Here is a 26196-nt window from a genome sequence, read left to right as displayed (position 1 = left end):
CTAAACATGGGGAGGAGACCATGCACAAAACCGGCGAACAGCTGGTCATGCTTGTCGTGATCAACTGCGCATTGCTGGCTGTTGGCGCCGGGATTTCCGGCGGCAATTTTCTTTCCCTGTTTAATCTTCAGTCTATGGCCAGTCAGGTCCCTGAAATCGGTCTGCTTGCGGTCGGTGTGATGCTTGCCATGTGCGCCGGCAACGGCGGCATCGACCTGTCGGGCATCGCGCTTGCCAATCTCTCGGGCGTGCTCTCGGCCGTCGTGCTTTCGTCCTTTATGTCGAGCGTTGATAACGAGCTGGCCTTCAGCCTTTCCTTCATGGCGATGACGGTTGGAGTAGGCCTCGTCGGCGGTGTGATAAACGGGCTGCTGATCTCGAAACTCAACATCACACCCATACTTTGCACCCTTGGCACGCAGATGGCTTTCATGGGTCTTGCAGTCGTCGTTTCCGGCGGCAGAGCTGTGACCGTCGGTAGCCCGGACCTGCTGTCGCGCATTGGCAACGACATGTTCATGGAAGTGCCGATCAGCTTCCTGATCTTTCTCGCGGTCGCCGGACTGATTGCCGCCGCCCTCAAGTTCACACCCTATGGACTCTGGCTGATGATGATGGGCTCCAATCCGAAGGCCGCCCTTTATGCGGGTTTCCCCAGGACGGGCATCATCGTCTCGACCTACGCAATCAGCGGCATGTTGTCCGGCCTTGCAGGCATGATCATTGCTGCCCGCAACGTCAACGTGAAGTTTGATTACGGCAGCTCGTATCTGCTGATCGCCATCCTTGTCGTGGTGATGGCCGGGGTGAAGCCGGAAGGCGGATATGGCCGTGTTGTCTGCGTGGTTCTAAGTGCGGTCGCATTGCAATTGATGTCGAGCCTGCTCAATTTCGGCGGCTTGTCCAACTTCGTTCGCGATTTTGCCTGGGGCCTGTTGCTCCTCACCTTTTTGGCGGTTGGCCGCTACGACGTCGTCGGCTTCCTGAGCCCTTTCAACCGTCAAGACAACTCTTCGGTGCCGCGCCCTCAAGCGCCGAAGCCAAATAACTGAGGGTTCTCGTGGAGGAGAAAATGAAGACAGTATCGAAGCGTATCCTGATCGGCGGCGTTGCAATCGCTGCCCTTCTCACCGGCACTGCCGGGACCCTGATGGCCCAGCAGAAGCCGGTCATCGCAACAGTGGTCAAGATCAGCGGCATTCCGTGGTTCGACCGTATGAACACCGGTGTCGAGGCCTACCAGAAGGCCAATCCGGACGTCGTTGCAACGCAGAGCGGGCCGGCAACAGCCGACGCTGCCCAGCAGTTGCAGATCATCCAAGACCTGATCGCCAAGGGCGTCAATGCACTCGCTGTCGTGCCAATGGATCCGGCCGTCATCGAAGGCACGCTCAAGCGGGCCATGGATCGCGGCATCGTCGTCGTCACCCATGAAGCCGACAACCAAAAGAACACGCAGGCCGACGTCGAGGCATTCGACAACAGCGACTACGGTTCGGCCCTCAACGTGCGCCTTGCCGAATGCATGGGCAACAAGGGCAAATGGACGACGTTCGTCGGTTCTCTCGGCAGCCGCACGCACATCCAGTGGGTTACCGCCGGCGAAGAAAACGCCAAAAAGCACCCTGACATGCAGCTTGTCGATCCGAACAACGAATCCTTCGACGATGCCAACGGCACCTATGAAAAGGCCAAGGAAATCCTGCGCAAGCACCCGGATATTAAGGGCTTCCAGACATCGGCAGGCAACGACGTGCTGGGCGTTGGACGTGCCATCGACGAAGCCGGCCTTTCCGGCAAGATCTGCCTTGTTGGAACCGGTCTTCCGAACCCTTCGGCCGACTTGCTGGAGTCCGGCGCTATCACCGCGATCGGCTTCTGGGATCCGCAGAAGGCCGGCATGGCCATGAACGCAGTCGCTAGGCTTCTGCTCGAAAAGAAGCAGGTCGTTGACGGCATGGATCTCGGCGTACCGGGCTACGAGAAGGTGACCGTCAAGAAGGGTGCCGGCGATGGTTTGCTGGTCATCGGCAACGGCATGGTTCTGGCCGACAAGGCCACCTTTAAGGAACACTTGTTCTAGATCCTTGCTCTCTGAAAACCGATCGGCGCACCCCGCGCCGGTCGGACAGCATTGCCACCTGTCGCGATGCGCAATGATAGAGGACCTTCCATTGTCGGCGAATTTCACTACCCCAAACACGCCCGGCCGCTTTCTGGAACTTCGAAACATCCAGAAATGGTTCGGCGGCGTGCATGCCCTGCGCGGCATCGATCTGAAGCTCGAGCTCGGTCAGGCCTATCATCTGCTCGGCGAGAACGGCTGCGGCAAGAGCACCGTGATCAAGATTATGTCCGGCGCAATTGCTCCGAGTTCCGGCGAAATCATTCTGGAAGGTGAAACGCATGCGGCGATGACGCCGATCCAGTCGCTGAGCGCCGGCATCGAGACGGTCTATCAGGATCTCTCCCTGCTGCCGAACCTGACCGTCGCCGAAAACGTCGCGCTTAATGAACAACTGGTGTCTGGCAAGGGACGGCTCGGGCGGATCTTCGATCGGAAGCGATTGAAGGCGACCGCGGAAACGGCGCTGGCCGCAGCGGGACTTCCGACCGACTTGGCCTTCATGAACACTGTCGTCTCCGATCTGCCCCTTGCAGCACGGCAACTAGTGGCGATCGCGCGCGCCATTGCCACCCGTGCCAAGCTGGTGATCATGGACGAACCCACGACATCGCTCACCCGCCGCGAAGTCGACAACCTGATCGGCGTTGTCGAAAAGCTCCGCCGGGAAAACGTCGCGGTGCTATTTGTTACCCACAAGCTGGATGAATGCTACCGGATCGGCGGCAATGCCGTTGTGTTTCGGGATGGTCAATGCGTCGCGCAGGGACCGATAGAACAGTATTCAAAAAAACAGATCTCCGAGCTGATGACAGGCCGGACGATCGACTCCGAGCGCTATCGCACCGGTCAGCTTCAAGAGGGCGAACTGCTCTCGGTGGCAGGCCTGAGCGCCGGCGGCTTCGAGCCGATGAGTTTCAGCCTGCGCAAGGGAGAAATTCTCGGCGTGACAGGGCTCGCCGATTCTGGTCGCAACGAACTGGCGATGGCGATTACCGGTGTGGCTCCGGCCCGATCTGGAACGATCACGCTCGCTGGGAAAACAGTTTCGATCCGTCGCCCCGCCGATGCGATCGACAAGGGGATCGGCTACGTTCCCGAAGATCGCCTCGCGGAAGGGCTTTTCCTCGACAAGTCGATACTCGAAAACGAGATCGCGCTGATCCTGACCCGTCTCAGCAACAGCTTTGGCATCATCGACAAGAATGCCGGCCGCGCGACTGCCGCCAGGCTTTCGGAGGAAATGCGCCTCAACACGAAAAATCTCGACCTGCCGGTTGGCGCGCTGTCTGGCGGCAACCAGCAGCGTGTCCTGATCGGTCGCTGGCTGAGCATCGAACCAAAACTTCTGGTGCTGCACGGACCGACCGTCGGCGTCGATGTCGGATCAAAGGATACGATCTACCGTGCCATTCAGGCACTTGCGGAAAAGGGCATTGGCCTTGTCATCGTCAGCGACGACCTGCCGGAACTGCTGCAGAACGCGGACAGGATTCTTGTCATGAACGGCGGCCGGGTGGTTGCCGAGTTCAATGCCGAACAGGCAACCGAGGATCAACTCTACCAGGCAATGCTGGCATCCAGGCTGGAGACAAACCGATGAACACTCCAGGACTGGAAGAGTTGCAGCAGGGAGCCACGAAGCGTCAGGGATCCGGCTTCTTAGAACTTGTACGCAGGCGACCCGAAATCATCACCTTCATGATTCTGGTGGCGATCTGCGTGATGGTCGCGATCGCCAATCCGGCCTTCCTGCAGCCATCGACGCTTGTGGATATCGGCCGGGCCAGTGTCGTGATGGGGCTGTTCGCGCTCGGCGTCTTCGTCATTCTCGCCGCCGGCGGCATCGACGTGTCCTTCACGGCGATCGCGGCCTTCACCATGTATTCCCTGACGGTTCTGGTTCAGAACCATTTCCCAAGCATGCCGATTGCCGTCATCATCCTGATCGCGACGGTTGGCGGGGCTCTGCTCGGCATGATCAACGGACTTCTGGTCCACCATCTCAAGGTGCCGTCGCTGATTGTCACTATCGGCACGCAATACCTGTTCCGGGGTTTCCTCCTGTCCTTCATCGGCACGGTCTGGATCATGTCGCTGCCGCCGCAGATGGGAGCATTCGGCCGCCTTCCGCTGTTGCAGTTCGAATCCGCCAATGGCGCTACGATCACCCTGCCCTTCTATTTCCTGGTTCTGCCGATCGCCGCAGTCGTCACATGGTTCATTCTCAACCGGACACTGATGGGCCGCGCGATCTTTGCGATGGGTGGCAATGCGAATATCGCCAGCCGGCTGGGATACGATCTGCGCAAGGTGCATGTATTTCTGTTCGGCTATGCCGGCGCATTGGCAGGCCTTGCCGGCATTATTCACGTCTGCGCCAACCGGCAGGCCAATCCCTTTGACCTCGTCGGCACCGAAATCAACGTCATCGCCGCAGTGGTGCTCGGCGGCGCCAAGATCACCGGCGGCACGGGCACCGTGCTCGGTACGATACTCGGTGTGCTTCTCATCGTCGTCATCAACAGCGTGCTCGTGCTGGTCGGAATTCCCAGCACCTGGCAGCGGCTTGTGGTCGGCGTCTTCATCCTGCTGGCCGCGGCGTTCTTCGTGACGCGCCAGCGCAAGAAATAGCTTTCCCGGAGGACCCACTGATGAAAAAATTTCTCAACGATCCCGCAAACTTCGTCGACGAGATGCTGGATGGCATCTACCGCGCCCATCCCGGTGTCACCTACGTGGCCGACGACCGGCGCTGTATGGTGACCTCGCGGCCGAAGACCGGAAAGGTTGGCATCGCGACCGGCGGCGGCTCGGGCCACCTGCCACTGTTCCTTGGTTACGTCGGTGACGGCATGCTGGACGGTGCGGCCGTCGGCGGCGTTTTCCAGTCGCCAAGTTCCGAGCAGATGTATCAGGTCACCAAGGCGATCGATCAGGGTGCCGGCGTTCTCTATATCTACGGCAATTACAGCGGCGACATCATCAATTTCGACATGGCCGCCGAACTGGCCGATCTCGACGACATCAAGGTCAAGCAGTGCATCGGCAATGACGACGTTGCATCGTCGAAAGTCGGCGAGGAGCACAAGCGCCGTGGCGTTGCCGGCATCTACTTCGTCTACAAGACGGCGGGCGCGGCTGCAGCCGAAGGCCTTTCGCTTGATGAAGTACACCGGATCGCGGAAAAGGCGAGGCTTCGCACCCGCACCATGGGTGTCGCGCTTTCCAGTTGCGTCGTGCCGGAAATCGGCCACGCCACGTTCTCGATCGGTGAGGACGAGATGGAAATCGGCATGGGCATCCATGGCGAACCGGGCATCTCGCGCAAGAAGCTTGCGGCAGCGGATGCCGTCATCGACGAAATGATGGAACGCATATTCTCGGAGACGGACTACAAGTCCGGCGACGAGGTCGCGGTATTGATTAACGGGCTCGGCGGCACGCCGCTGGAGGAACTCTACATCCTCTTCCGCCGCGTTGCTCAACTGCTCGAGGAGCGCGGCGTCACTGCCAAGCATGTCTGGGTCGGCGAGTTCGCGACGTCGATGGAAATGGCTGGCTCGTCTGTCTCCATCCTGCATCTGGATGCGGAACTGGACCGGCTCGTCGCGGCCCCTGCCAACACGCCCTTCTTCAAACATATCTCTGCCTGAGGACAAGCACATGGACGCCATTACAGCATCCGACCTGATACGCCTGTTCGAGGCCTGGAAGCAGCTTTTCGCAGAGCAGCGGGAGTTTCTGATCGCTCTCGACGGCAAGGTCGGCGACAGCGATCTGGGCATCACCATGGCCAAGTCTTTCGCTGCAGCGGCCGAGGCTGTTGCTGTCGAAGGCGAGGCTGCAGGGATCGCCAAGCTTCTGCGCACTGCGGGTGCGGTCATGGCGCGAACGGCACCCTCGACGATGGGCACCCTCACCGCGACCGGTTTCCTGCGCGCCAGCAAGGCTGTCGATACTGCAACTTCTCTTGGAGCGGCCGAAATGGCGGCATTCTGGGCAGCTTACCGTGACGGCATCGCCGAACGCGGCAAGGCCAAAGTTGGCGACAAGACGATCATCGACGTTCTCGACCCAGCGGTACGGGCACTCGAACAACAGGCGTTCAACAACGCCACGTTGTCGGCAGCTCTTTCTGCCGCGGCCGACACGGCGGAGCAAGCCTTGGAAAACACCAAGACGATGGTTGCACAGCATGGCAAGGCTGCAGCCTTCCAGGAAAAGACCGTCGGGTTGCAGGACGCGGGTGCAACGGTCGGTGCGCTTATTCTCAGAAAGCTGAGCGACTTCGCATCCGCATAAACTCCGGAAAACTGATCTCCCCGAATGAGGCGAGACACCACGCACCTGCTCCACCGGACAGGTGCGTGGTGTTTCAGACGGCGAGAAAACCACCATCATCGGCTGCGACTTGACCGGATCGCTTCAGGCAGCGAGTGCGAGTTCGGTCAGCGTAATCGTCGGTGCTACCGCGTTGACGCGAATACCGTACGGGCCGAATTCCTTGGTATGCGCACGCGTTGCTCCCTCAAGATATGCCTTCGGAGCCGCGTAGCAGAGGTGCTCGGCAAAACCTCGGTGTCCGGCAATTGAGGTGATATTGACGATTGCGCCGCCACCTCCGGCCGCGGCCGAACTCCTGGCAGGTAATGAGAGCCGCTCGCAGGTTAATGCCAATGATGGCATCATAACCGGCCTCCGTCATATCGAAACTAGACCCCAGCACATTGATACCGGCACTGTTGATGAGGAAGTCGGGGGTGCCCGCCTCTGCCATCGCCCGTCGTGTTGCTGCCGGATCAGAGAGATCGACTGTGACAGAGCGCCCGCCTATTTCGGCCCGCAAGCTGTCGAGATCGGAGGCAGTACGGCTGAGAGCGATCACCTTGGCACCGCGCTCCGCCATGATTCTGCGCAGGCCCAGCCGATGCCCTTGCCGGCACCGGTCACGATCAAGGATTTACCTGGGAACTGCATGAGATGGTCCTTTCGATATAATAGTGCGGCAGCGAACTAGTGCGTGCTAGTTTGCAACAATGGCTCGATGTCGTTGCGCACCTCGCGTGCGAGTGACTGGATCTGCAGAAATGCCCGGTAGCGGGCGTCGTGCAGGGCGCGGACTGGTCCGGATGCCGGTTCGCTGCGACCGGCAACGGTCGACATGCCAGGCATGGCCGCCTGCAGGTCGGGATAGGTGCCTGCCGCAACGGCGGCGAGCATTGCTGATCCCAACAGCACCGGTTCGGAGCAGGCCGTGACCTCGACCGGGATCCCGGTGGCATCGGCCAAGATCTGGCGGGTCAGCCTGTGCGTGCCGGCACCGCCGGAGACTGAGATCGTCGAGATCGGCACACCGTTTTCGGCCTGGGTCTCAACGATCTGGCGCAGCCCGTATCCAAGGCCGCAAAGGCCGGCGACATAGATTGCGACGAGGCTTTCGTCGCTGTTTTCCATGCCGAGCCCCATGAGAACTGCGCGCGCCGAGGGATCGGCAAACGGGGCACGATTGCCGAGAAATTCCGGCACGATGTTCAACTGTCCAGCCAGACGCACGGACTGTGACGGATCATCCACTGATGCCAAGGCATGTGAAGCCAACCACTGCGGCAGGCCGAGACCATCGCGCGCCGCTTCCTCCTTGGCTTTGGCGGCACGGGGATGCAGGGCAAGCAACTGGTCGATGGCCGCGCCGGCTGCCGATTGGCCACCTTCGTTGAGCCACATGCCGGGCACCATTGCGGAATAATAGGGTCCCCAGACGCCAGGTACGAATTTTGCTTCGGTTGTGGTGGTCATCGTGCAGGACGAGGTCCCGAACACATAGCCAAGGCAGGTGGCGGCATCCTGCGCGCCCCCCTGCGCAGCGACCGTACCGATGCCGCCCGCATGTGCATCGATCAGCCCTGCCGCAACGGAGGTACCAGGTAGCAGACCCATCGCATCCGCAGCCTCGGGGGTCAATCCAGCTGCGAGAGGCGTCCCGGGGTGAACAATGCGCGCGCCGATACGTCTGAAGCCTTCGGCGGCGAGGTCTTCCAGGCCGATTTCCCTGAAATAGCTCTCGTCCCAGCGATCCTCGTGGGCGAGATATGTCCATTTGCAGGTAACCGTGCAGGAGGATCGCTCCAGCGCGCCGCTCGCTTTCCAGGTCAGGAAGTCGGTCAGGTCGAAAAAGTTGCGGGCACTCGAATAGACCTCAGGTCGGTTTTCCCGGAGCCAGAGCAGTTTTGGCGTTTCCATCTCCGGCGAAATTACCCCGCCGACATAAGACAGGACCGCATGATTGGTGGCGTTGATGCGCTGCGCCTGCCCAATCGCCCGGTGGTCCATCCAGACGATGACGTCACGCTCGGGATGGGCGGGATCGCCGACACCGCCAACTGCGCCTTCGACCACGAGCGAACAGGTCGCGTCGAAACCGAGACCGACAGCGCTTGCCGGATCGATACCCGCAGCCGCAACGGCGTCCCGGATAGCGGTACAGACGGCGACCCAGATCTGCGCGCTCGACTGCTCGACATGGCCATGGTCGTCACGAAAAATGAGGATGTCCTTCTTGGCAGAAGCCAGCATCGTGCCGGCGGCATCAAAAATCCCCGCGCGCGCTGATCCCGTGCCGACGTCAACGCCGATAAAGTGCATTCCCATGACATCCTCCGTTCTGCTGATGATGCGATCAATGTTGAGCCGCCAAAAAAGGCGGAATTCTTGCAGCGCTTCGCCGCTCGCCACTCGTTGGCGCTGATATTAAATTCCCTCGTCGACGCGAAGAAGGTCGTGAGATCGACATTTAATGCGTTACCGCCTCGATACCAATATCCTGAGTAACATCACGAAGCCCGAGCCATCGGTGGCACTAATGACATGGCTGGAGGAACAGACCGACGAAGATCTTTATATCGCTTCGCAGACTGTGGCTGAAATCCACAAAGGCGTCTTGGAGAAGCCAACAGGCAAGAAGCGAACTTCTCTTAAGACCGGTTTGTCGGCGACGATGGGCCGCAGCGTCATTTTGCCAATCGTATCCTACCCTTTGACGAAACGGCGGCTTTCATATGGGCGCGATTGATGGCTGAGGGGAAAGCAAGCGGGCGATCGCGTAGTGGCCTTGATACCATCATCGCGGCCACCGCTCAGGCGAACGGATGCATCGTCGTGATCACAATGAGAAGAACTTTCACGGTATACAAATAATCAACCCGCTTCGTACCGGCGAGGACTGAACCACAACTACTCGCCTTGAACGGACTATCGGCACATACTTTCACGACCCATTTCGTTTGAGTAGCAATATAATCAGGTACCCACTATGATCGCGGCTTCCCTAGCCATTGGCCGCAGCATCCCAGCTTGCCATCGCCGACCTGACGGCCCCACGGATCGATGCGACCGATACGCCATCGCGGGCTTGGATCGAGACGCCGAGCAAGATTGCATCGTAGAGTGAGACCAAAGAGGAAACGTCGGTTACCACGCTCAGCGCACCGCTCGAAACGCCATCAGCAATGCAGTCGGCGATCGCTCTTCGAGTTTCGTCGCGGTGACCCCCAGTCAAGGCTTGCAACGTCGCTCCCGCCTCTGAGAGGATCGTCGCAGAAAGGGTGAGCATGCAGCCGGACGGATGAGATGTCTCTGTCTGGACCGTTACCGAAGCAAGAAGCGCCTGTTCAAGACGTTCACGCGGCGGAAGGCTCGTGTCGCGAAGAGCTACCACCACGCCACCATGCATATCCATATACCGTTGCAAGCTCTCACGAAAAAGCCGCTCCTTCGAACCGAAGGCCGCGTAGAAACTCGCTGAAGAAATTCCCCCCATGGCGATCCGCAGTCGATCCGTCGAGGCTCCCTCATAGCCATGCTGCCAGAACAGAAGCATCGCATGCGTCACTGCTTCGTCGCGATCGAAACGCCTTGGCCTACCAGTTCTCGCCATCCTTGTCCGCCCTCTACTTGTAGAGCGATCATTCCATATCTGCTTGACAAAGCAAAGCCTATGATGCGACTTCCGGAACGATATATCCAAAAAATAAGGAAAATCATGGCAGATACTTTTGCAATCCAGCGCAGGAAACCGTTTGCGGCGCCGCAGGAGCATCTGCCCGTGGGAGCATTGCTCGTATTGGCCATGACGGGTTTTACCGCGATCCTGACGGAAACCTTACCCGCAGGCCTTCTGCCGCAGATGGCTGAGGGTCTGAACGTTTCGCAGTCGCTGGCGGGTCAGACCGTCACTGTTTATGCCGTTGGTTCACTCCTCGCTGCTATCCCGCTGACATTGTGGACGCAGGGCTGGCGACGCAAGCCGGCTCTGCTCCTTGCAATTGCCGGTTTCCTGATTTTCAACACCATCACGGCTCTATCGACATCCTATGCCATTACACTTGTAGCTCGTTTCTTGGCAGGCATGGCCGCGGGGCTTGGATGGGGTATTGTCTCGGGCTATGCGCGACGAATGGTGATCGAGCCCCTACAGGGAAAGGCGCTGGCGATTGCAATGGTAGGTACGCCTCTGGCGCTGGCGCTTGGGGTTCCCGCTGGCGCTTTCTTCGGCGCCACGGTCGGATGGCAATCGGCGTTTCTCTTCATGTCCGCGACGACCTTGCTTCTGTTCATTTGGGTTATCTGGAAGATGCCAGATTTTCCGGGGCAACCCGCTGAGCGGCGGCTCTCTCTTACCGGGGTCATGCGGACATCGGGGGTACGAACCGTTCTCACTGTGTTGTTTCTGTGGGTCACCGGCCACAATATCCTATATACCTATGTTACGCCTTTCGCGGCACTTTCTGGCATGAACGATGACATCGATGTGCTGCTTCTCGCGTTCGGACTGGCGGCAATCGCTAGTATTTGGTTCACAGGGGTGTTGATTGATCGGATGTTGCGCGCACTTGTTCTCGGTAGTCTCATCGCCTTCTGTGCGACGGCCCTCTCCCTGGCATTGTTTGCTACCTCTACACCGCTCGTGATCGCGGCCATGGTTGTCTGGGGTCTCTCTTTCGGTGGTGTCGCCACGCAGCTACAGACAGCGCTTGCCGATGCGGCTGGTGACGGAGTGGATCTGGCCAATGCCATGCTGACCACCATGTGGAACAGCGCGATTGCCGCAGGCGGGCTGATCGGTGGCATTTTGCTCGGCCATAGCGGTGTGGATAGCCTCGCCTGGGCGGCTCTTCTGCTGGCAGCAGCAGCCTTGATAATTGCCACGACAGCTCGCACGCACGCATTCGTACCGGGTCCTCGGACCCACAAATTTTCCTGAGGAATAAAGTCCATGAAAGCTTACCAGATCGGCAACCAGAATGGTCTCGAGTGCCTGACCGCAGTCAATCGTCCGGATCCAGTTGCCGCGCCAGGGCAGGTTGTCGTCGCACCGCGATTGATCAGTCTGATCAGCCGCGATGTGCAGATCCTGCGCGGAGTTTACGGACCGCGCCAGTCACCCGACCGGATCCCAATGTCGGAAGGCGTTGGTGTCGTTGTCTCTGTTAGCGAGGGCGTCGATAACGTCGCACAGGGTGACCGTGTCGTGTGCGGACACTTCGCCGGATGGCTCGACGGCCCCTTCCGGGCAGACGTCTTCTCTCACGACGTCGGCGTGACACACAATGGCTGGCTGGCAGAGCGGGTTGTCCTTCCAGCAGAGGCGCTAATCCGCGTCCCAGACAATTTCGACGATACACGCGTTGCCGGGCTTGCTTCTGTCGGCCTTACGGCATGGAATGCGCTTCTTGAGGTTGCGAAGGTGAAGGCAGGCGAGCTTGTCGTGTGCCTGGGTACTGGCAGCGTGTCACTCTTCGCCTTGAAACTCGCGACGGCGCTCGGTGCGCGTGTCGCGATCACATCTTCCAGCGACGCCAAACTGGCCGTCGCAAGAGATATGGGCGCCGACATTCTCATCAACTACCTTACCCATCCCGAATGGGCCGCGGAACTGATGGCGCAAACCGGCGGCGTAGGCGCGGACATCATCATAGAGACCGGCGGTCAAGATACATTGGGGCAATCAATTGCGGCTGCCGCTGCCAACGCGCGTATTGTCATTATCGGCGTGACGCCTGGCACCACGTCGCCAATTCCGGACTATACCGCGCTCATTCTGCGCAACGTCACCATTCGCGGCATCGCCAACGGCAATCGAAGCATGTTCTCCGATCTTCTTGCCGCGATAGATCGTCTTGGAATCGAAACATTCATCGACTGCACCTTCCCGTTCGACAAGGCGAAGGAGGCTGTTGCCTATTACGCCGAAGGAAAGCATATCGGGAGAGTGATGATATCGATGCCGGGCTGATGACAGCAAAAAACCGGCGAGTGGCTGATCGGACGTGCGCGATTGTCGACAGCGGGGCACTTAATATGAAAATGGTCACTCAACTTAAGAATTTTGCTCGGATCTGATTACTTAATGTGAGAATCAGACGATCGACGCAATCGACGGTGTTCTGCTGTGAGTGAGCAATTCCCTCGCATTGGGATGAAGCGTGCCAACGCGCAGTCGCGATTCGAGAGTTACTGAAAGGCCGCACTGGCAGTGGGTAGGCATACTCTGAGACGAGCCGCCTCGCATGCCGAGGATGACTCGACGGTAATCTCTGTATGGAGCTCTTGAACGGATCTGAACCTCTGCCCTACGGTTGCGCCTTTAGCGCCGATTAAACGGCATGCTGCTGGACGCTCAGCCCACCATCGACGGTCAGGCATGTCGCATTCATGAACGGGCATTCGTCGGAAATCATGAACACGGCTGCCATGGCAATTTCCTCCGGCGAGGCGATCCGCCCGCCCGGATGGAGTTTCATCGTCTCGGCCCTGGCAGCTTCCGGATCGGCGAAGCCGTTCCAGTAGTCGATGACCTTTTGGGTTGCGACGTAACCCGGCGCAAGCGCGTTCACCCGCACATTTTTCGGCGCATACTCCAGACCCAGAGACTTTGTCATGCCAAGCAGCGCGTGCTTGGCCAGCGGATAGGGAAATGTATGCGGTATGATGGTGAAGGCGTGGGTTGATGCGATATTGAGGATCACGCCACCGCCCGTCTCGATCATCCCCGGCAGCACCGCCTTGCAGCAGTTCCACGCGCCCTTGAGATTGATGTCGAAGCAGCGGTTCCATTCCTCATCGGACGTTTCGAGGGGTTCAGCAAAGACGTTGACACCGGCATTGTTGACGAGCGCGTTGATCACCCCAAGTTCATTTGCTGCCTGCTGAACCGCGCTGGCAATAGCCCCGGCATCGGTGATATCCGCCGACAGCCAGGCGACTTTGCCGCCCCCCTGCTTCATCGCCGACGCCTCGCATTCCAAAAGGTCGCCATCGCGATCAATGAGGTAGAGCGCCGCTCCCTCGCGTAGAAAAGCCTTTGCTGTCGCAAGGCCGATGCCCTGCGCTGCGCCGGTCACGAATATTCGCTTGTCCGCAAGCCGTCCCGTCATCGTCTGCTCCTTACCACTCTGCAAAGCTGCCGTCGGGATGGCGCCAGATCGGATTGCGCCAACGGTGACCTTCCTTGGCTCGTTCAATCACATAGGCTTCGTCAACCTCAATACCGAGGCCCGGGCCTTGAGGAATGGCGACGAAACCGTCGGCATAAGCGAAGACATTCTTGTTGACCAGATAATCGAGGATGTCGTTCGATTGGTTGTAATGGATGCCGAGGCTCTGCTCCTGGATAAATGCGTTGTAGCTGATGGCGTCAATCTGCAGGCAGGCCGCAAGCGCAATCGGTCCAAGCGGGCAGTGCGGTGCAAGCGCCACGTCATAGGCCTCGGCCATGGCCGCTATCTTTCGGCATTCAGTTATGCCCCCCGCATGGGACAGATCCGGCTGGATGATATCAACGAAACCGTCCGATAGCACTTGCTTGAAATCCCAGCGCGAATAGAGACGCTCCCCGAGTGCTATCGGCGTCGAGCAATGGTTGGCGATTTCCTTAAGCGCTTCCCTGTTCTCCGAGAGAACCGGTTCCTCGATAAACATCAGCTTGTAAGGCTCAAGTTCCTTTGCAAGCACCTTTGCCATCGGCCTGTGAACGCGCCCGTGAAAATCGACACCAATACCGATATTCGGCCCGACCGCCTCGCGGATCATGGCGATCGTCTCGACCGCTTTCTCCACCTTCTCGTTCGTATCGACGATCTGCATTTCCTCGCAGCCGTTGAGCTTGATTGCCTGAAAGCCCTGCGCCACCACGTCCTTGGCATTCTTCGCAACGTCGGAAGGACGATCGCCGCCGATCCAAGAATACACCTTGATGCGGTCGCGCAGCTGGCCGCCGAGAAGCGAGTGGATTGGCTGGCCGAGAGCCTTACCTTTGATGTCCCACAACGCCTGGTCGATTCCGGCAAGTGCTGACATATGGATGGCGCCGCCCCGGTAGAACCCGCCACGATAGAGCACCGTCCAGTGATCCTCGATCAGGAAGGGATCCCTGCCGATCAGGTAATCCGCCATCTCCTCAACGGCGGCCTGAACCGTTAGAGCGCGACCTTCGACGACCGGTTCGCCCCAGCCGACGATGCCTTCGTCGGTCTCGATCTTCAGGAACAACCAACGCGGAGGAACAATATAGGTGGTAAGCTTGGTGATCTTCATGAGATTGTTCCGATCAGGCGAGAATGAGGTCGGCCGCCTTGCCGGCGGCGGCAAGAACGGCGGCATTGGTGTTGCCGCTGACGATAGTGGGCATAAGCGAGGCGTCTATGACGCGCAGACCGCGCGTTCCCCGGACCTTGAGATCCATGTCGAGGACCGCGTCCGGATCGTCGTCGCGGCCCATTTTGCAGCTTCCAACGGGATGGTAGCCGGTCTTCACCGTTCGTTTGCAGTGGGCGGCGATTGCCTCATCGCTCACCACGTCTGCACCTGGGAAAATCTCCTTGTCGATGAGTTCCCGCATCGGCGATGCCGAGAGCACCCTGCGGGCAAAGCGGAAGCCTTCGATCGTCAGCTTCAGGTCGTCGGGGTGAGCAAAGATCTGGGTATCAACGATTGGATCGTCAAACGGATCGCTCGAGGCAAGCGTTACCGAGCCCCGCGCCTTGGGTCGTAGCAGCAGAGAGTTTATCGTCACGCCGTCGCCGGGTTCGGTTCCCATCACATCGCGGTCAAGATAGACAGTCGGAACACAAAACATCTGGATGGTCGGCCGATCGTTGTTGCCTTCCGGATCGTAGAAGGCGCATGTCTCGACACCTGTCGTCGAGACGGGACCGGACTTGAACAGCAGGTACTGCAGGCCGGCCTTGATCATCGGCCAGCCGCGGTCCTGCTTGTAGTAACCAAAAGCTCCCTTGGTCGTCGCGACCACCGGGCATTCGTAGTGATCCTGAAGGTTCCGGCCGACGCCGGGCAGCGCCACTTTTGTCGTAATACCGTGCTTTGCAAGTTCGCGCTGCGGGCCAATGCCGGAAATCATCAGCAGCTTCGGCGTCTGGTAGGCGCCGGTCGCAAGGATGACTTCCGTTCCCGCCCGGGCAGATTTGGGGGTGCCGTTCTGCACGTAATCGACGCCGACGGCACGATCGCCGTCCATGCGAACGCCGGTCACGGTCGCGCCCGTCTCAATAGTTAGGTTCGGATCGTTTATGACAGGCGCCAGAAAGGCATCGACGGCGCTCGACCGCTTGCGGGTCTGCCAGTCGATCGTATGCTGCATGAAACCGACGCCGAATTGCGCGGCACCGTTGAAATCCGGGTTGTAGGGGATACCCATGCCCTGCAGCGTCTTTATATAGGTGCGGGTCATCGGGCTGGTATGGCCGAGATGCGAGATCTTCAGCGGACCGCCGACGCCGTGATAGTCACCGGCAAGATGGTCGTTGTCCTCCTGCGCCTTGAAGTAGGGAAGCAGGTCCCGATAGGACCAGGAATCGTCGTTGTCGGATCCGGGCGCCGTCACAAGTTCATTCCACAGATCGAAGTCGGCCGCCTGCCCGCGCATATAGACCATCGCGTTGACCGTGCTGCCGCCGCCCAACACCCTGCCCTGCGGCACGATTGGGCCGCGCCCGTCGAGCTGCGGCTGTGGCGCCGTCTTGTGCATGGAAAGATAGGTGTCCTTCGCCAGGAACTTCATGTAGCCGGCGGGAAAGTTCATGATCGGGTTGGGTTTGGCCGGACCGCGTTCCAGCAGCAGCACCCGTGCCCCGCCATCGGCGACAAGACGCGCGGCCACCACGCAGGCGGAACTGCCTCCACCGACGATGATAAAGTCGAACGGGCGTTCCTCAGACATTTCTTCTCCTCGGGGATATGCGCACGGTCAAATCTCCTGCGGCCGAAGCCGGATGCTGCCCGACAATCGCTGGCCGGGCTTCAGGACCTGGAGATCGCCGAGATCCGGCAGGTTATGGCTGTTTGCGAGGTGCGACATCGGCTCAAAGCAGAAATAGTCGCGTTTGAACTGCGGGTCGAAGTCGGTGTCAGAGACGAAGATAAAGGCATGCCGGAAGATCGGATCGGCCGTCAGGTGAAGTTTCGTGCCATGTTCGGGCCAGAATATCGTCGCTTCGCCGGACCATTGCTCCAAACCGTTGTTGACCCATCGCTGCGGCAGAGCCAGGGCCTCGCTGAAATCGAGATCGGCCGGGATGTCCGTCGCCTCGCCCGGAAGCCAGCCTTCGACCTCGGTCCAAAATTTCCGCGCCGGTGCTAGCAGCGTCGTTTCGGGCGTCAACGGAAAATAGGGATGCCAGCCGAGCCCGAACGGCAAGGCTTTCTCGCCCGCGTTCTCGACGGACAGGGTGAGCTCCAGCCCGTCGTCTGTTAGCATAAAGGTCTGCTTGGCGCGGTAGGTATAGGGCGTATGCCCACCCGGCTGTTGGGCAAAGCTCATCACGACCCTGTCGTCCGCCTGTTCGTCGAGCGACCATTCTGACTGCCAGCCTTCGCCATGCAGGTAATGGGGATCCCAGTCCGTGTTGGGGCTGAAATGATACTCCTGCCCGTCGAACGCGAAACGATTGCCTTTCACCCGGTTTCCGAAGGGGACAAGGGGATAGCAAGACGATGAGAGCGCATCTGCTTCGGCGGGAGCATCCCGCAGCAGCGGCACGCGGCCATTCTTGTCATCTTTCCAGAAGCCGACGATCAGTCCGCCAGCGGTCGATACACGCAGCGAAAGAGAGCCAACCTTTAGACCCAAGACTGCCATGCCGGCTTTATCCCTTGTTGCGCGAAAGGCTGCGCTTGATCGCCTGGATATTGGCGAGCACCGCAATGACGATGATCAATCCCCGCACCACCTGCTGGAAGAACGGATTGATGCCCAGAAGAACGAGACCATTGCCGATCAAGGTAATGACCAGAACTCCGAGAAGCGTTCCGAGCATGGAACCGCGGCCGCCCGACAGCGCCGTGCCGCCGACGACGACCGCCGCGATCACGTCGAATTCCAGCCCGCTGGCAGCCGTGGCGTTGCCGGAGCCGAGCCGCGAGACGAGGAGAATGCCGGAGATTGCAGCCATCGCGCCTCCAATGGCAAAAAGCGCCACCCGGATCCGCGACACGTTGATACCGCTCAGAAATGCCGCATGGGCATTGCCGCCGACGGCAAAGACGGAGCGTCCGAATGCCGTCTTGCGGCTGACGAAGGCAAAGACCCCAAACAGGATGAGCATGATGATCGCTGCCGGAGGAATGCCGAAGAGCGAACGGTCGAGCGCATCCAGCATGTCGTTGCGGCCGATCGAGACCGGCAGCGCGTCCGTCACGAACAGGGCCGTTCCGCGCAACGCGCTCCACATGCCAAGTGTGGCGACGAAGGAGGGCACGTCGAAATAGGCGCGCAATATGCCAGGTATCGCGCCGAGCAGTGCGCCAAAGGCAATCGCCAGCACAAAGGCCAAGGGAGTCGGCACGCCCATCTGGAGCAGGAACGCAAGCTCGACCGAGATGAAGGCCACCATCGGACCAACACTCACGTCGATTTCGCCGGCGATGATGATCAGCGTCACGGCCCAGGCCGCGATTCCAATCGTTGCCGCATCCCGCAGGATATTGACTTGGTTGTTGAACGAGATGAAGCCCGGCGCTGTTAACGCGAAAATCACGTAGAGAACGACGATCGCGAAGAACAGGCTGATCTCGTTCATATGCTGCGAGAACGTGAACCGCGGCGCCTTCGCCTTTTCAGGAGCCGCCGGCTTGGCAGCATGGTCGAGTGACATCTTATGTCTCCCTCAATGTCCGGTAATGCAGGCCGCCATCAAGCTGTCCTGATCGATGTTGGGTGATTTGAATTCTTCCTGCAGCGCGCCATCTCTCAAAACGACGACGCGGTCGCAGACAAGCGGCAGCTCCTCGATTTCGCTGGAGACGAAGATGATGCTTCGGCCTTCAGCGGCGAGCTGGCGGATGATCGAATAGATCTGTGCCTTGGCCTCGATATCAACGCCGCGGGTCGGCTCGTCGAGAAGGAGGACGCTGCTGCCGGCATAGACCCAGCGACCGATCACAACTTTCTGCTGGTTGCCGCCGGACAGCGTGCCGATCGGCGTATCCGTGCGTGCCGTCTTGATATGGAGGCGGTCGATGATTTTGCGGGTCGCTTCAGCCATCCGGCGCGACGACAGGATACCGTTGCTGCTGACGCCGGCGAAGTTGGTGGACAGCGTGTTCTCGTCGACGCCGAGAAGCGGCACAACGCCCTCTTCCTTGCGGCTCTCAGGCGTATAACCGAATCCGCGCCTGACCATTTGCCTGTAACCGGCCGAGCGCACAGACTTCCCCCCTGCCAGAACATCGCCGGCATCGAAGCGGCGTACGCCCATGATCGCCTGCAGCAGCTCTGTCCGTCCCGCGCCGAGAAGTCCGGCAATGCCCAGAACCTCGCCTTTCCTGAGCGAGAAGGAAATCGACGAGAGCTTCGGCGCGAGTGCCAGATCCCGGACCTCGAGCACGACCTCGGCTTGGCTTCTGTCTTCCAAAGCGGCGGCCTGAACGCTTTCCGAACCGAGCATAAGGCGAACAATCTCGCGCGTATCGGCTCCCTTGACGTCAACCGTATCGATGATCCGGCCGTCGCGCATGATTGTTGCCGAATGAGCGATCTGGCGGATTTCATTCATCCGGTGGCTGACGTAGATCACGGCGATTCCCTGCGCCGCGACCCTGGTCACGGCCGCCATCACCTTCTCGGCCTCGGCCGCCGCCAGCGAACTCGTCGGCTCATCCAGGATGACGAGCTTCGGTTTTCCCAGCATGGCCCGGGCGATTTCAAGAAGCTGCCGTTCGGCGGGACTGAGGCCCGCGACCAGACGGTCCGGCGGGAGATCGAGCCCGAGACGGCCCATCGCGTCTGCCGCTTCCGCTTCCATCGCCGCATACTGGATGACGCCGCCCTTGCGCGGCCATCGTCCGAGAAAGAGATTTTCGGCAAGCGTCATGCCGGGAACGAGGCTGAGCTCCTGGTAGACGACGCGCACCCCCTTCTTAAAGGATTCCTGCGCACGGCCGGAGCCGGTCTGAGTGAGCTCGGAACCGTCGACCAGCACTGTACCGCTGTCTGGGATTTCGGCGCCCGTCAGCATGCGGATCAGCGTCGACTTGCCCGCGCCGTTCTTGCCGAGCAGCGCTCTCACTTCGCCCGGCGCCACGTTGAACGTGGCATTGTCGAGCGCCAGCACACCAGGGTAACGCCGCGTACATCCATTGACGGACGCGACCGCGGAGATGTCTGCCGGCCTTGTCTGGGAAACAGAGGTCATCGATCTTTCCGTTGAAAAAGACGGCGCCGAATTGCCGGCGACATCTGACGGCTTGCGTCCAGGGGAAACCTGGAGGTCATAGGATTATCGCCCGGGATCAAGGAATGCCGTCGGCATGCGCCTTCAGCCAGGCCTTGCCGTCATCGGCGGACTTGTAGACGTCGATATCATACGGGACCCTGATCCCTTCCGGAGGCTGGCCGTCGATCGACTTCACCGCCTGCGCCAGCGCAAGCTTGCCAAGGCCCTGGCCGGAAATATCGACGACCGCCTTGATCACTGAAAAATCGGAAAGCTCCTGGGCGATCTCGGTCGTCATGTCGCCACCGAAGACAACGACCTTGCCGGTCTTGCCCTGGCTCTTGACGGCTCGAGCAGCACCTAGAGTGGCGCCGCCGGCCTCGCCAAAGAAGGCGTCGATATCCGGATTGGAAGACAGCATTGTGCTGGCCACGGAAATCGCCTTGTCCAGAACTGCACCTTCCTGATTGGCAACGATCTGTGCGCCCGGCACCTTTGCCTTCAGCGCCTCCTCGAAGCCTTTACGCCGTGTGACGCAGACCTCGACGAATTCGCAGTTGAGCACGGCGATCTTGGGCGCCTCGTTTTTTGCCCCGATGAAATACTCTGCCGCCGCATCGCCGAGCTTGTGGCCGAACTCGAAGGGATCCCCGACCGCGTAGGCCGAGATATATTCCTTCATGTCCGCATCGTTGAGGCAGGTGTTGTAGCAGACGACCGGAATGCCGGCGTCATGGGCGCGGCGGATGGCCCGGTAGGAACCATCTGCTGAGACCGGAGAGACGATGATCGCCTGCACGCCGGCCGAAATAAGCGAATCGATGAAGGAGGATTCCTTGCTGACGTCGCCCTGGGCGTTGGTCTCGACGATGTCGAGCTTGCGGCCTGCGTCCGTGGTGCCGGTCTGGATGCCCTTGCGAACGCCGGCGTAAAAGCCCTGGGCGTCCATGTATATGGCACCGACCTTGAGATCTTCCTGCGCCATCACAGTCGTTGCCCCTGCGAGCACTGCAGCGGCCAGAAGCGCTGCCTGCCTGATGATCTTCATCTTCTCCTCCCTCGAATTGACGTCGATGCCGGCAATGCTCTCCATCGCTGGCGAATGGCAAAATAAGATCGGTCAGATATATGTCAATATAAATATGATTTATTTTTGGATTTGATCGGAAAACTGAGATCATCCATACTACTGATAGTGGCCGAGCGCTCGAGGCCAGTCCCGGATTAGAAGCGGAGCCGGATCGGGCGCCAGATACACGGATTAACGGAGAGCGGACCAAGTGAAGAGCGCGTCCATGACACGGATTTTGACAGAACATGGGGCACCGATTGCCCAGCGCGGCAAGCGAAGCGTGAGGGAGGCGCTGCTGCACTGTCTTGTCGAGATGGTCGTCTCGGGCGCCTTTCCGGAGAATGCCACGCTGCCGAATGAGGCGGAGCTGACGGAGAAGTTCAGCGTCAGCCGCACCAGCCTGCGCGAGGCGATGCAATATCTCTCGGCGCTCGGCATGGTGCGCTCGCGCACACGGGCCGGCACCATCGTGCTTCCACGCGAAAACTGGAACTATCTCGATCCGATCGTGCTCGACGTCATGCTGACCGTCGGCGGCGACGACGCCTTCTATTCCTCACTTATCGATGCCCGGCAGCTGCTCGAGCCCGCCGCTGCGGCACAGGCCGCAGCCAATGCCAATGCCCGGCAGCTCTATCAGATCTCCAAGGCTTTCGAGGACATGGTCGAGGCCAACTCCAGAGATACGGAAGACTGGAGCCGCGCCGACCTCGAGTTTCACACCGCGATCATCAATGCCAGCGGCAATTGGGTCTACCGCCAGTTCGCCAGCGCCATCCGCGCTGCCCTGCTCGCAAGCTTCCGGCTGACCAACCGCGCCAGCCAGAGCCACGAACAGGCGATCCTCACCCACCAGGACGTGCTGGAAGCAATCCGGATGCGCAGGCCAGACGCAGCCCGCCATGCGATGGAACAGCTCATTGGCGTTGCGCGAAGCGAAATGACAGATGCCCTGCGCCGAGCCCGCAAGGCTGCCGAAGTCACCGAGGGAAAATAACGAAAAGAAAAATCATACATATATGTTGACGCGTATGATATTTGATGGATAGTTGAGCTTCTACCGCGCGGAGGCACGCGGGCAAGAAGGAGGAAAATTCAATGCGTTCATTGAAGACATTGTTGCTGGCCAGCGCGGTCGCACTCGTGGCAAGCGCGTCCTGGGCGGCGGATGTGAAGATCGGCTTCGTCGTCAAGCAGGCCGAAGAACCATGGTTCCAGGACGAATGGAAGTTCGCCGAACAGGCCGCCACGGAAAAGGGCTTCACTCTGGTCAAGATCGGCGCCGAAGACGGTGAAAAAGTCCAGTCCGCGATCGACAACTTGGGTGCCCAGGGCGCCCAAGGCTTCATCATCTGCGTTCCCGACGTGAAGCTCGGCCCGGGTATCGTCGCGAAAGCGACCGCCAACGATCTGAAGCTGATGACCGTCGACGACCGGTTGGTCGGCGCAGATGGCAAGCCGCTGGAAGACGTCGCCCATATGGGTATCTCCGCCACCAAGATCGGCGAGACCGTCGGCCAGGCGCTAGTCGACGAGATCAAAAAGCGCGGCTGGGACATGAAGGAGGTCGGCGCGATACGGGTCTCCTACGACCAGCTTCCAACGGCAGTCGACCGTGTCGAGGGCGCGATCTCGGTGTTGAAAGCGGCCGGCTTCCCAGCTGAGAAAATCTACGATGCACCGCAGGCCAAGACGGATACGGAAGCCGCACTCAATGCCGCGACGACCGTGCTCAACAAGCATGCCAACGTTAAATACTGGGTAGCGTTCGGGCTGAACGACGAGGCCGTCCTCGGTGCGGTTCGCGCATCGGAATCGGTCGGTATTGCGACCGGCAATATCATCGGCGTGGGTATCGGCGGCGCGGAATCGGCGATCAACGAGTTCAAGAAACCCTCTGCCACCGGCTTCTTCGGCACCGTCATCATCTCGCCGAAACGTCACGGATACGAGACCGCTATGAACATGTACGAGTGGATCGCCAACGACAAGGCACCGCCGATGCTGACATTGACAGCCGGTTCGCTTGCGTTGCGCGGCGACTACGAGAAGGTCCGCAAGGATCTCGGCGTCGAATAAGGTCTCGCAAGAAATCCTTGCCCCGGCGGCGTCCGCGTTGCCGGGGCAGTTCTTTCATCCATGGGGCAATGATGGCTTTCCTCGAATTCCGGAATATTTCCAAGGGTTATCCCGGCGTCCAGGCTTTGTCCGACATTTCGTTTGCTGTCCAAAAAGGCGCGGTGCACGGGCTGATGGGTGAAAATGGTGCTGGCAAGTCCACGCTTATCCGCGTTCTCTCGGGCGACCAGTCGGCAGACGCCGGCAGCATTTCGATAGATGGCGAAGAGCAGCAATACCGGTCCGCCCGCGACGCTTTCCATGCCGGCGTGATCGTTATCCATCAGGAACTCCAGCTCGTCCCCGAGCTCACGGTCGCAGAAAACCTCTGGCTCGGTCGGTTCCCGGGCAAAGCCGGAGTGATCGACAGCCGCACCCTGATCGAAACGGTCCGGTCGAGGCTCGACGAGATTGGCATCGACGTCGATCCCAATGCGAAGGTCTCCACGCTTTCGATCGGCGCCCGCCAGATGGTGGAAATCGCCAAGGCCGTCATGCTGGAAGCGCGCGTCATCGCCCTCGATGAGCCGACCTCGTCCCTCTCTTCGCGCGAAAGCGAGATCCTGTTTTCGCTGATCGAGAAGCTGAAGGCCAGGGGCACAGTCATCCTTTATGTCTCCCACCGCCTGGACGAAATCTTCCGCCTCTGCGACAGCCTGACGGTGTTGCGCGACGGCAAACTCGCCGCCCATCATCCGGACGTCGCCGATACCACCCGCGAGCAGATCATTGCAGAAATGGTCGGACGCGAAATCAGCAACATCTGGGGCTGGCGCGAGCGTCCGCTCGGCGATGTCAGGCTCAAGGTGGAGAACCTCTCGGGTCCGCGGCTGCGCAACCCGGTGAGCTTTTCGGTGCGCAAAGGGGAAATCCTCGGGTTCTTCGGGCTGATCGGCGCTGGCCGCAGCGAGATGGCGCGGCTGCTCTATGGGGCCGACGAACGCCAGCAGGGAAGCGTCGGCATCGATGGCGTCGCTGTGGCTGCGAACAACCCGAAGGCCGCCATCAATGCCGGCATGGTCCTTTGCCCCGAAGACAGGAAGTTCGACGGCATCGTGCAGGGTCGTTCGATCGAAGAAAACATCGTTATTTCATCGCGCCGCCATTTCTCGCCCTTTGGCGTTCTGAGGCCGAAGAAAGAAGCGGCGCTGGCTGATCAGTTCATCGCCAAGCTTCGCGTGCGCACGCCCTCGCGCAAGCAGGACATCATCAACCTGTCGGGCGGCAACCAGCAGAAGGTCATTCTGGGCCGCTGGCTGTCGGAACAGGGGGTGAAGGTGCTCGTCATCGATGAGCCGACGCGCGGCATCGACGTCGGCGCAAAATCCGAAATCTACGAGATCCTCTACGATCTTGCCGCCAATGGCATGGCCATCATCGTCATCTCCAGCGAACTGCCGGAAGTCATGGGCATATCCGATCGCATCATGGTCATGTGCCAGGGTCGCGTTGCCGCGGATGTCACCCGCGACAATTTCGATGAACGTGCCATCCTCACCGCGGCCCTCCCCGACAAGAATGCCGCCGGCACCATTTAATCCAGGAACGATATCGATGAACGCGTTGAAAAAGATACTACTCGGCGAACAGGGGCTTGTGGTGATCTTCGCCGTCGCTTTCGTGATCGTGTCGATCTTCGTCCCGAACTTCCTGTCCGAGCGCAACATGCTCGGTCTGCTGCAGTCGGTAGTGACGATCGGCATCGTCGCCTGCACCATGATGTTCTGCCTGGCCTCGCGGGATTTCGACCTTTCGGTCGGGTCCACGGTCGCGTTCTCCGGCATGATCGCCGTGATGGTGTCGAATGCCTCCGGCTCGATCCTGCTCGGGCTTCTGGCGGCTCTTCTGGCTGGCAGCGCCGTCGGCTTCGTCAACGGGGTAGTCATCGCCAAGTTTCGCGTCAACGCCCTCATCACGACGCTCGCCACAATGCAGATTGTCCGTGGGCTCGCCCTGATCGCGTCGGATGGCCGGGCCGTTGGCATTAACGACCCGTCGTTCTACCAGCTGGCCCTCTCCCGTTTCTTCACCATCCCGACGCCGATCTGGATCATGATCGCTCTGTTCATCATCTTCGGCTTTGTGCTGAACCGCACGGTGTTCGGGAAAAATACGCTGGCGATCGGTGGCAACCCGGAAGCATCGAGGCTTGCCGGCGTCAACGTCGTACGGATGCGTATCTGGATTTTCGCGCTTCAGGGTCTGGTCTGTGCCATTGCGGGCATCCTGCTCGCCTCGCGCATCACCTCCGGCCAGCCGAACGCGGCAACAGGGCTGGAGCTCTCGGTCATTTCCGCCTGTGTGCTCGGCGGCGTCTCGCTTGCCGGCGGCCGCGCCGCGATGACCGGCGTCATCGTAGGCGTTCTCATCATGGGTATCGCGGAGAACGTCATGAACCTGCTCAACATCCAGGCCTTCTACCAGTATGTCGTACGCGGTCTGATCTTGCTGATCGCAGTGCTGCTGGACAACATGCGCTCGACTGCCGCCGGACGTGGCCGAGCGTGAAAGACCTGAAGAAAGGTGAGTAGCAAGCGATGTTTAGCTAGTTCCATCGTGAACGCCTTGATGGGAGCTGAACCACCGACCCGCTGGACGTAGTTGCCGTTGGCCTCTTATAGCAGTGACGCCAATGCCTTGGCGGTCGAGGATATGAGGTAGGTACAAGGGCAATACATTCCATGCCCGTTACCTCACACGGTACCTCAATGCGCAAAAACGCCGTCGAAATCCTTAAAGCCCTTCACCTCGATCGGGTTGCCGCTGGGATCGAAGAAGAACATCGTCCGCTGCTCGCCGGGCTCACCTTCAAAACGAACAACCGGCGGAATGTCGAACTTGACGTCGAAACTCTCCAGACGCGACGCAAGGCTCAACCAGTCTTCCAGAGGCAAGACCACACCCAGATGTGGCATCATGACCATATGGTCGCCGACCTTGCCGGTTCGCGTCGACTCGAACGGTTTGCCGAGATGCAGAGAGATCTGATGCCCGAAGAAGTCGAAATCCACCCATGTCTCCGTGCTGCGACCCTCGGTGCAGCCGAGGATATCCCCGTAGAAATGGCGGCAGTCGTTGAGGTCTTTGACGTGATAAGCCAAATGGAAAAGTGAACGCATTATGTACCTCCTGATGGTTTGATAAAGTAATAT

The 26196-nt window shown here is 59.7% G+C and carries 22 protein-coding genes and 2 pseudogenes; 13 read left to right on the top strand and 11 right to left on the bottom strand.

What is annotated here, in order from left to right:
• Nucleotides 1-20 precede the first annotated feature (20 nt).
• The 6 genes from G6K99_RS14425 (at nucleotide 21) to G6K99_RS14400 (ending at nucleotide 6430) form a co-directional block, all read left to right on the top strand.
• A complete protein-coding gene (locus tag G6K99_RS14425) occupies nucleotides 21-1052 on the top strand; it encodes an ABC transporter permease (RefSeq protein ID WP_174196936.1) in 1032 nt (343 codons plus the stop codon).
• A 20-nt stretch (nucleotides 1053-1072) separates the two neighbouring features.
• Entirely contained in the window at nucleotides 1073-2083 is a 1011-nt protein-coding gene (locus tag G6K99_RS14420; RefSeq protein WP_174196935.1) for a substrate-binding domain-containing protein, read from the top strand.
• A 91-nt stretch (nucleotides 2084-2174) separates the two neighbouring features.
• Complete coding sequence (locus tag G6K99_RS14415) at nucleotides 2175-3728, top strand: sugar ABC transporter ATP-binding protein (protein ID WP_244631481.1); 1554 nt, start codon at nucleotides 2175-2177, stop codon at nucleotides 3726-3728.
• Nucleotides 3725-4759, top strand: a complete 1035-nt coding sequence (locus tag G6K99_RS14410) for an ABC transporter permease (RefSeq protein ID WP_113110379.1) — start codon at nucleotides 3725-3727, stop codon at nucleotides 4757-4759. Before G6K99_RS14415 ends, G6K99_RS14410 begins: the two co-directional genes overlap by 4 nt.
• Nucleotides 4760-4779: 20 nt before the next feature.
• The gene (locus G6K99_RS14405; protein WP_174196933.1) at nucleotides 4780-5781 is read left to right on the top strand and encodes a dihydroxyacetone kinase subunit DhaK; all 1002 of its coding nucleotides are present in this window, start codon (nucleotides 4780-4782) and stop codon (nucleotides 5779-5781) included.
• 10 nt (nucleotides 5782-5791) lie between these two features.
• The gene (locus G6K99_RS14400; RefSeq protein ID WP_174196932.1) at nucleotides 5792-6430 is read left to right on the top strand and encodes a dihydroxyacetone kinase family protein; all 639 of its coding nucleotides are present in this window, start codon (nucleotides 5792-5794) and stop codon (nucleotides 6428-6430) included.
• Between the two features lie 126 nt (nucleotides 6431-6556).
• On the opposite strand, the pseudogene G6K99_RS14395 reads toward G6K99_RS14400, so the two are convergent.
• Nucleotides 6557-7105: pseudogene (locus G6K99_RS14395) on the bottom strand (SDR family NAD(P)-dependent oxidoreductase); the annotation flags it as partial.
• A 36-nt stretch (nucleotides 7106-7141) separates the two neighbouring features.
• Nucleotides 7142-8776 (bottom strand): FGGY-family carbohydrate kinase, encoded by a 1635-nt coding sequence (locus tag G6K99_RS14390; RefSeq protein WP_113110471.1) that lies wholly within the window; start codon nucleotides 8774-8776, stop codon nucleotides 7142-7144.
• A gap of 145 nt (nucleotides 8777-8921) precedes the next feature.
• Here G6K99_RS14390 and G6K99_RS14385 point away from each other — a divergent pair.
• Nucleotides 8922-9351, top strand: a pseudogene (locus G6K99_RS14385) (PIN domain-containing protein).
• 101 nt (nucleotides 9352-9452) lie between these two features.
• Here G6K99_RS14385 and G6K99_RS14380 read toward each other — a convergent pair.
• The gene (locus G6K99_RS14380) at nucleotides 9453-10004 is read right to left on the bottom strand and encodes a TetR/AcrR family transcriptional regulator (protein ID WP_202048830.1); all 552 of its coding nucleotides are present in this window, start codon (nucleotides 10002-10004) and stop codon (nucleotides 9453-9455) included.
• Between the two features lie 162 nt (nucleotides 10005-10166).
• Here G6K99_RS14380 and G6K99_RS14375 point away from each other — a divergent pair, with 162 nt between their 5' ends.
• On the top strand, nucleotides 10167-11387 hold the full coding sequence (locus G6K99_RS14375) for an MFS transporter (protein ID WP_174196931.1): 1221 nt from the start codon (nucleotides 10167-10169) through the stop codon (nucleotides 11385-11387).
• Nucleotides 11388-11399: 12 nt separating this feature from the next.
• Nucleotides 11400-12419, top strand: a complete 1020-nt coding sequence (locus G6K99_RS14370; RefSeq protein ID WP_174196930.1) for an NAD(P)-dependent alcohol dehydrogenase — start codon at nucleotides 11400-11402, stop codon at nucleotides 12417-12419.
• A 361-nt stretch (nucleotides 12420-12780) separates the two neighbouring features.
• Here G6K99_RS14370 and G6K99_RS14365 read toward each other — a convergent pair whose 3' ends face one another.
• From G6K99_RS14365 to G6K99_RS14335, 7 genes are all read right to left on the bottom strand, one after another.
• Nucleotides 12781-13560 carry an SDR family oxidoreductase gene (locus tag G6K99_RS14365; RefSeq protein WP_174196929.1) on the bottom strand — a complete coding sequence of 260 codons (780 nt, stop codon included), beginning with the start codon at nucleotides 13558-13560 and terminating at the stop codon, nucleotides 12781-12783.
• 10 nt (nucleotides 13561-13570) lie between these two features.
• Nucleotides 13571-14719, bottom strand: coding sequence for a galactonate dehydratase (dgoD, locus tag G6K99_RS14360; RefSeq protein WP_174196928.1), 1149 nt, complete (start codon nucleotides 14717-14719; stop codon nucleotides 13571-13573).
• 13 nt (nucleotides 14720-14732) lie between these two features.
• Complete coding sequence (locus tag G6K99_RS14355) at nucleotides 14733-16361, bottom strand: GMC family oxidoreductase (protein WP_174196927.1); 1629 nt, start codon at nucleotides 16359-16361, stop codon at nucleotides 14733-14735.
• A 27-nt stretch (nucleotides 16362-16388) separates the two neighbouring features.
• Nucleotides 16389-17279, bottom strand: a complete 891-nt coding sequence (locus tag G6K99_RS14350) for an aldose 1-epimerase (RefSeq protein WP_174196926.1) — start codon at nucleotides 17277-17279, stop codon at nucleotides 16389-16391.
• A gap of 7 nt (nucleotides 17280-17286) precedes the next feature.
• Complete coding sequence (locus G6K99_RS14345; RefSeq protein WP_113110369.1) at nucleotides 17287-18294, bottom strand: ABC transporter permease; 1008 nt, start codon at nucleotides 18292-18294, stop codon at nucleotides 17287-17289.
• Between the two features lie 12 nt (nucleotides 18295-18306).
• Nucleotides 18307-19833, bottom strand: a complete 1527-nt coding sequence (locus tag G6K99_RS14340; RefSeq protein WP_174196925.1) for a sugar ABC transporter ATP-binding protein — start codon at nucleotides 19831-19833, stop codon at nucleotides 18307-18309.
• 97 nt (nucleotides 19834-19930) lie between these two features.
• Nucleotides 19931-20902, bottom strand: a complete 972-nt coding sequence (locus G6K99_RS14335; RefSeq protein ID WP_174196924.1) for a substrate-binding domain-containing protein — start codon at nucleotides 20900-20902, stop codon at nucleotides 19931-19933.
• A gap of 247 nt (nucleotides 20903-21149) precedes the next feature.
• Between G6K99_RS14335 and G6K99_RS14330 the strand changes: the two genes are divergently transcribed.
• From G6K99_RS14330 to araH, 4 genes are all read left to right on the top strand, one after another.
• Nucleotides 21150-21923, top strand: a complete 774-nt coding sequence (locus tag G6K99_RS14330) for a FadR/GntR family transcriptional regulator (RefSeq protein WP_113110367.1) — start codon at nucleotides 21150-21152, stop codon at nucleotides 21921-21923.
• Nucleotides 21924-22024: 101 nt separating this feature from the next.
• Nucleotides 22025-23005 (top strand): arabinose ABC transporter substrate-binding protein, encoded by a 981-nt coding sequence (locus G6K99_RS14325; protein WP_113110366.1) that lies wholly within the window; start codon nucleotides 22025-22027, stop codon nucleotides 23003-23005.
• 71 nt (nucleotides 23006-23076) lie between these two features.
• Complete coding sequence (gene araG / locus G6K99_RS14320) at nucleotides 23077-24582, top strand: L-arabinose ABC transporter ATP-binding protein AraG (protein ID WP_113110469.1); 1506 nt, start codon at nucleotides 23077-23079, stop codon at nucleotides 24580-24582.
• A 16-nt stretch (nucleotides 24583-24598) separates the two neighbouring features.
• On the top strand, nucleotides 24599-25552 hold the full coding sequence (gene araH, locus G6K99_RS14315; RefSeq protein WP_174196923.1) for an L-arabinose ABC transporter permease AraH: 954 nt from the start codon (nucleotides 24599-24601) through the stop codon (nucleotides 25550-25552).
• A gap of 197 nt (nucleotides 25553-25749) precedes the next feature.
• Here araH and G6K99_RS14310 read toward each other — a convergent pair whose 3' ends face one another.
• On the bottom strand, nucleotides 25750-26163 hold the full coding sequence (locus G6K99_RS14310) for a VOC family protein (protein WP_113110364.1): 414 nt from the start codon (nucleotides 26161-26163) through the stop codon (nucleotides 25750-25752).
• Between the last annotated feature and the right edge of the window lie 33 nt (nucleotides 26164-26196).

It is taken from the genome of Neorhizobium sp. AL 9.2.2, assembly GCF_013317225.1.
GTDB classification, from domain to species: domain Bacteria; phylum Pseudomonadota; class Alphaproteobacteria; order Rhizobiales; family Rhizobiaceae; genus Neorhizobium; species Neorhizobium soli.
This window is presented reverse-complemented; position numbering and strand designations above follow the sequence as displayed.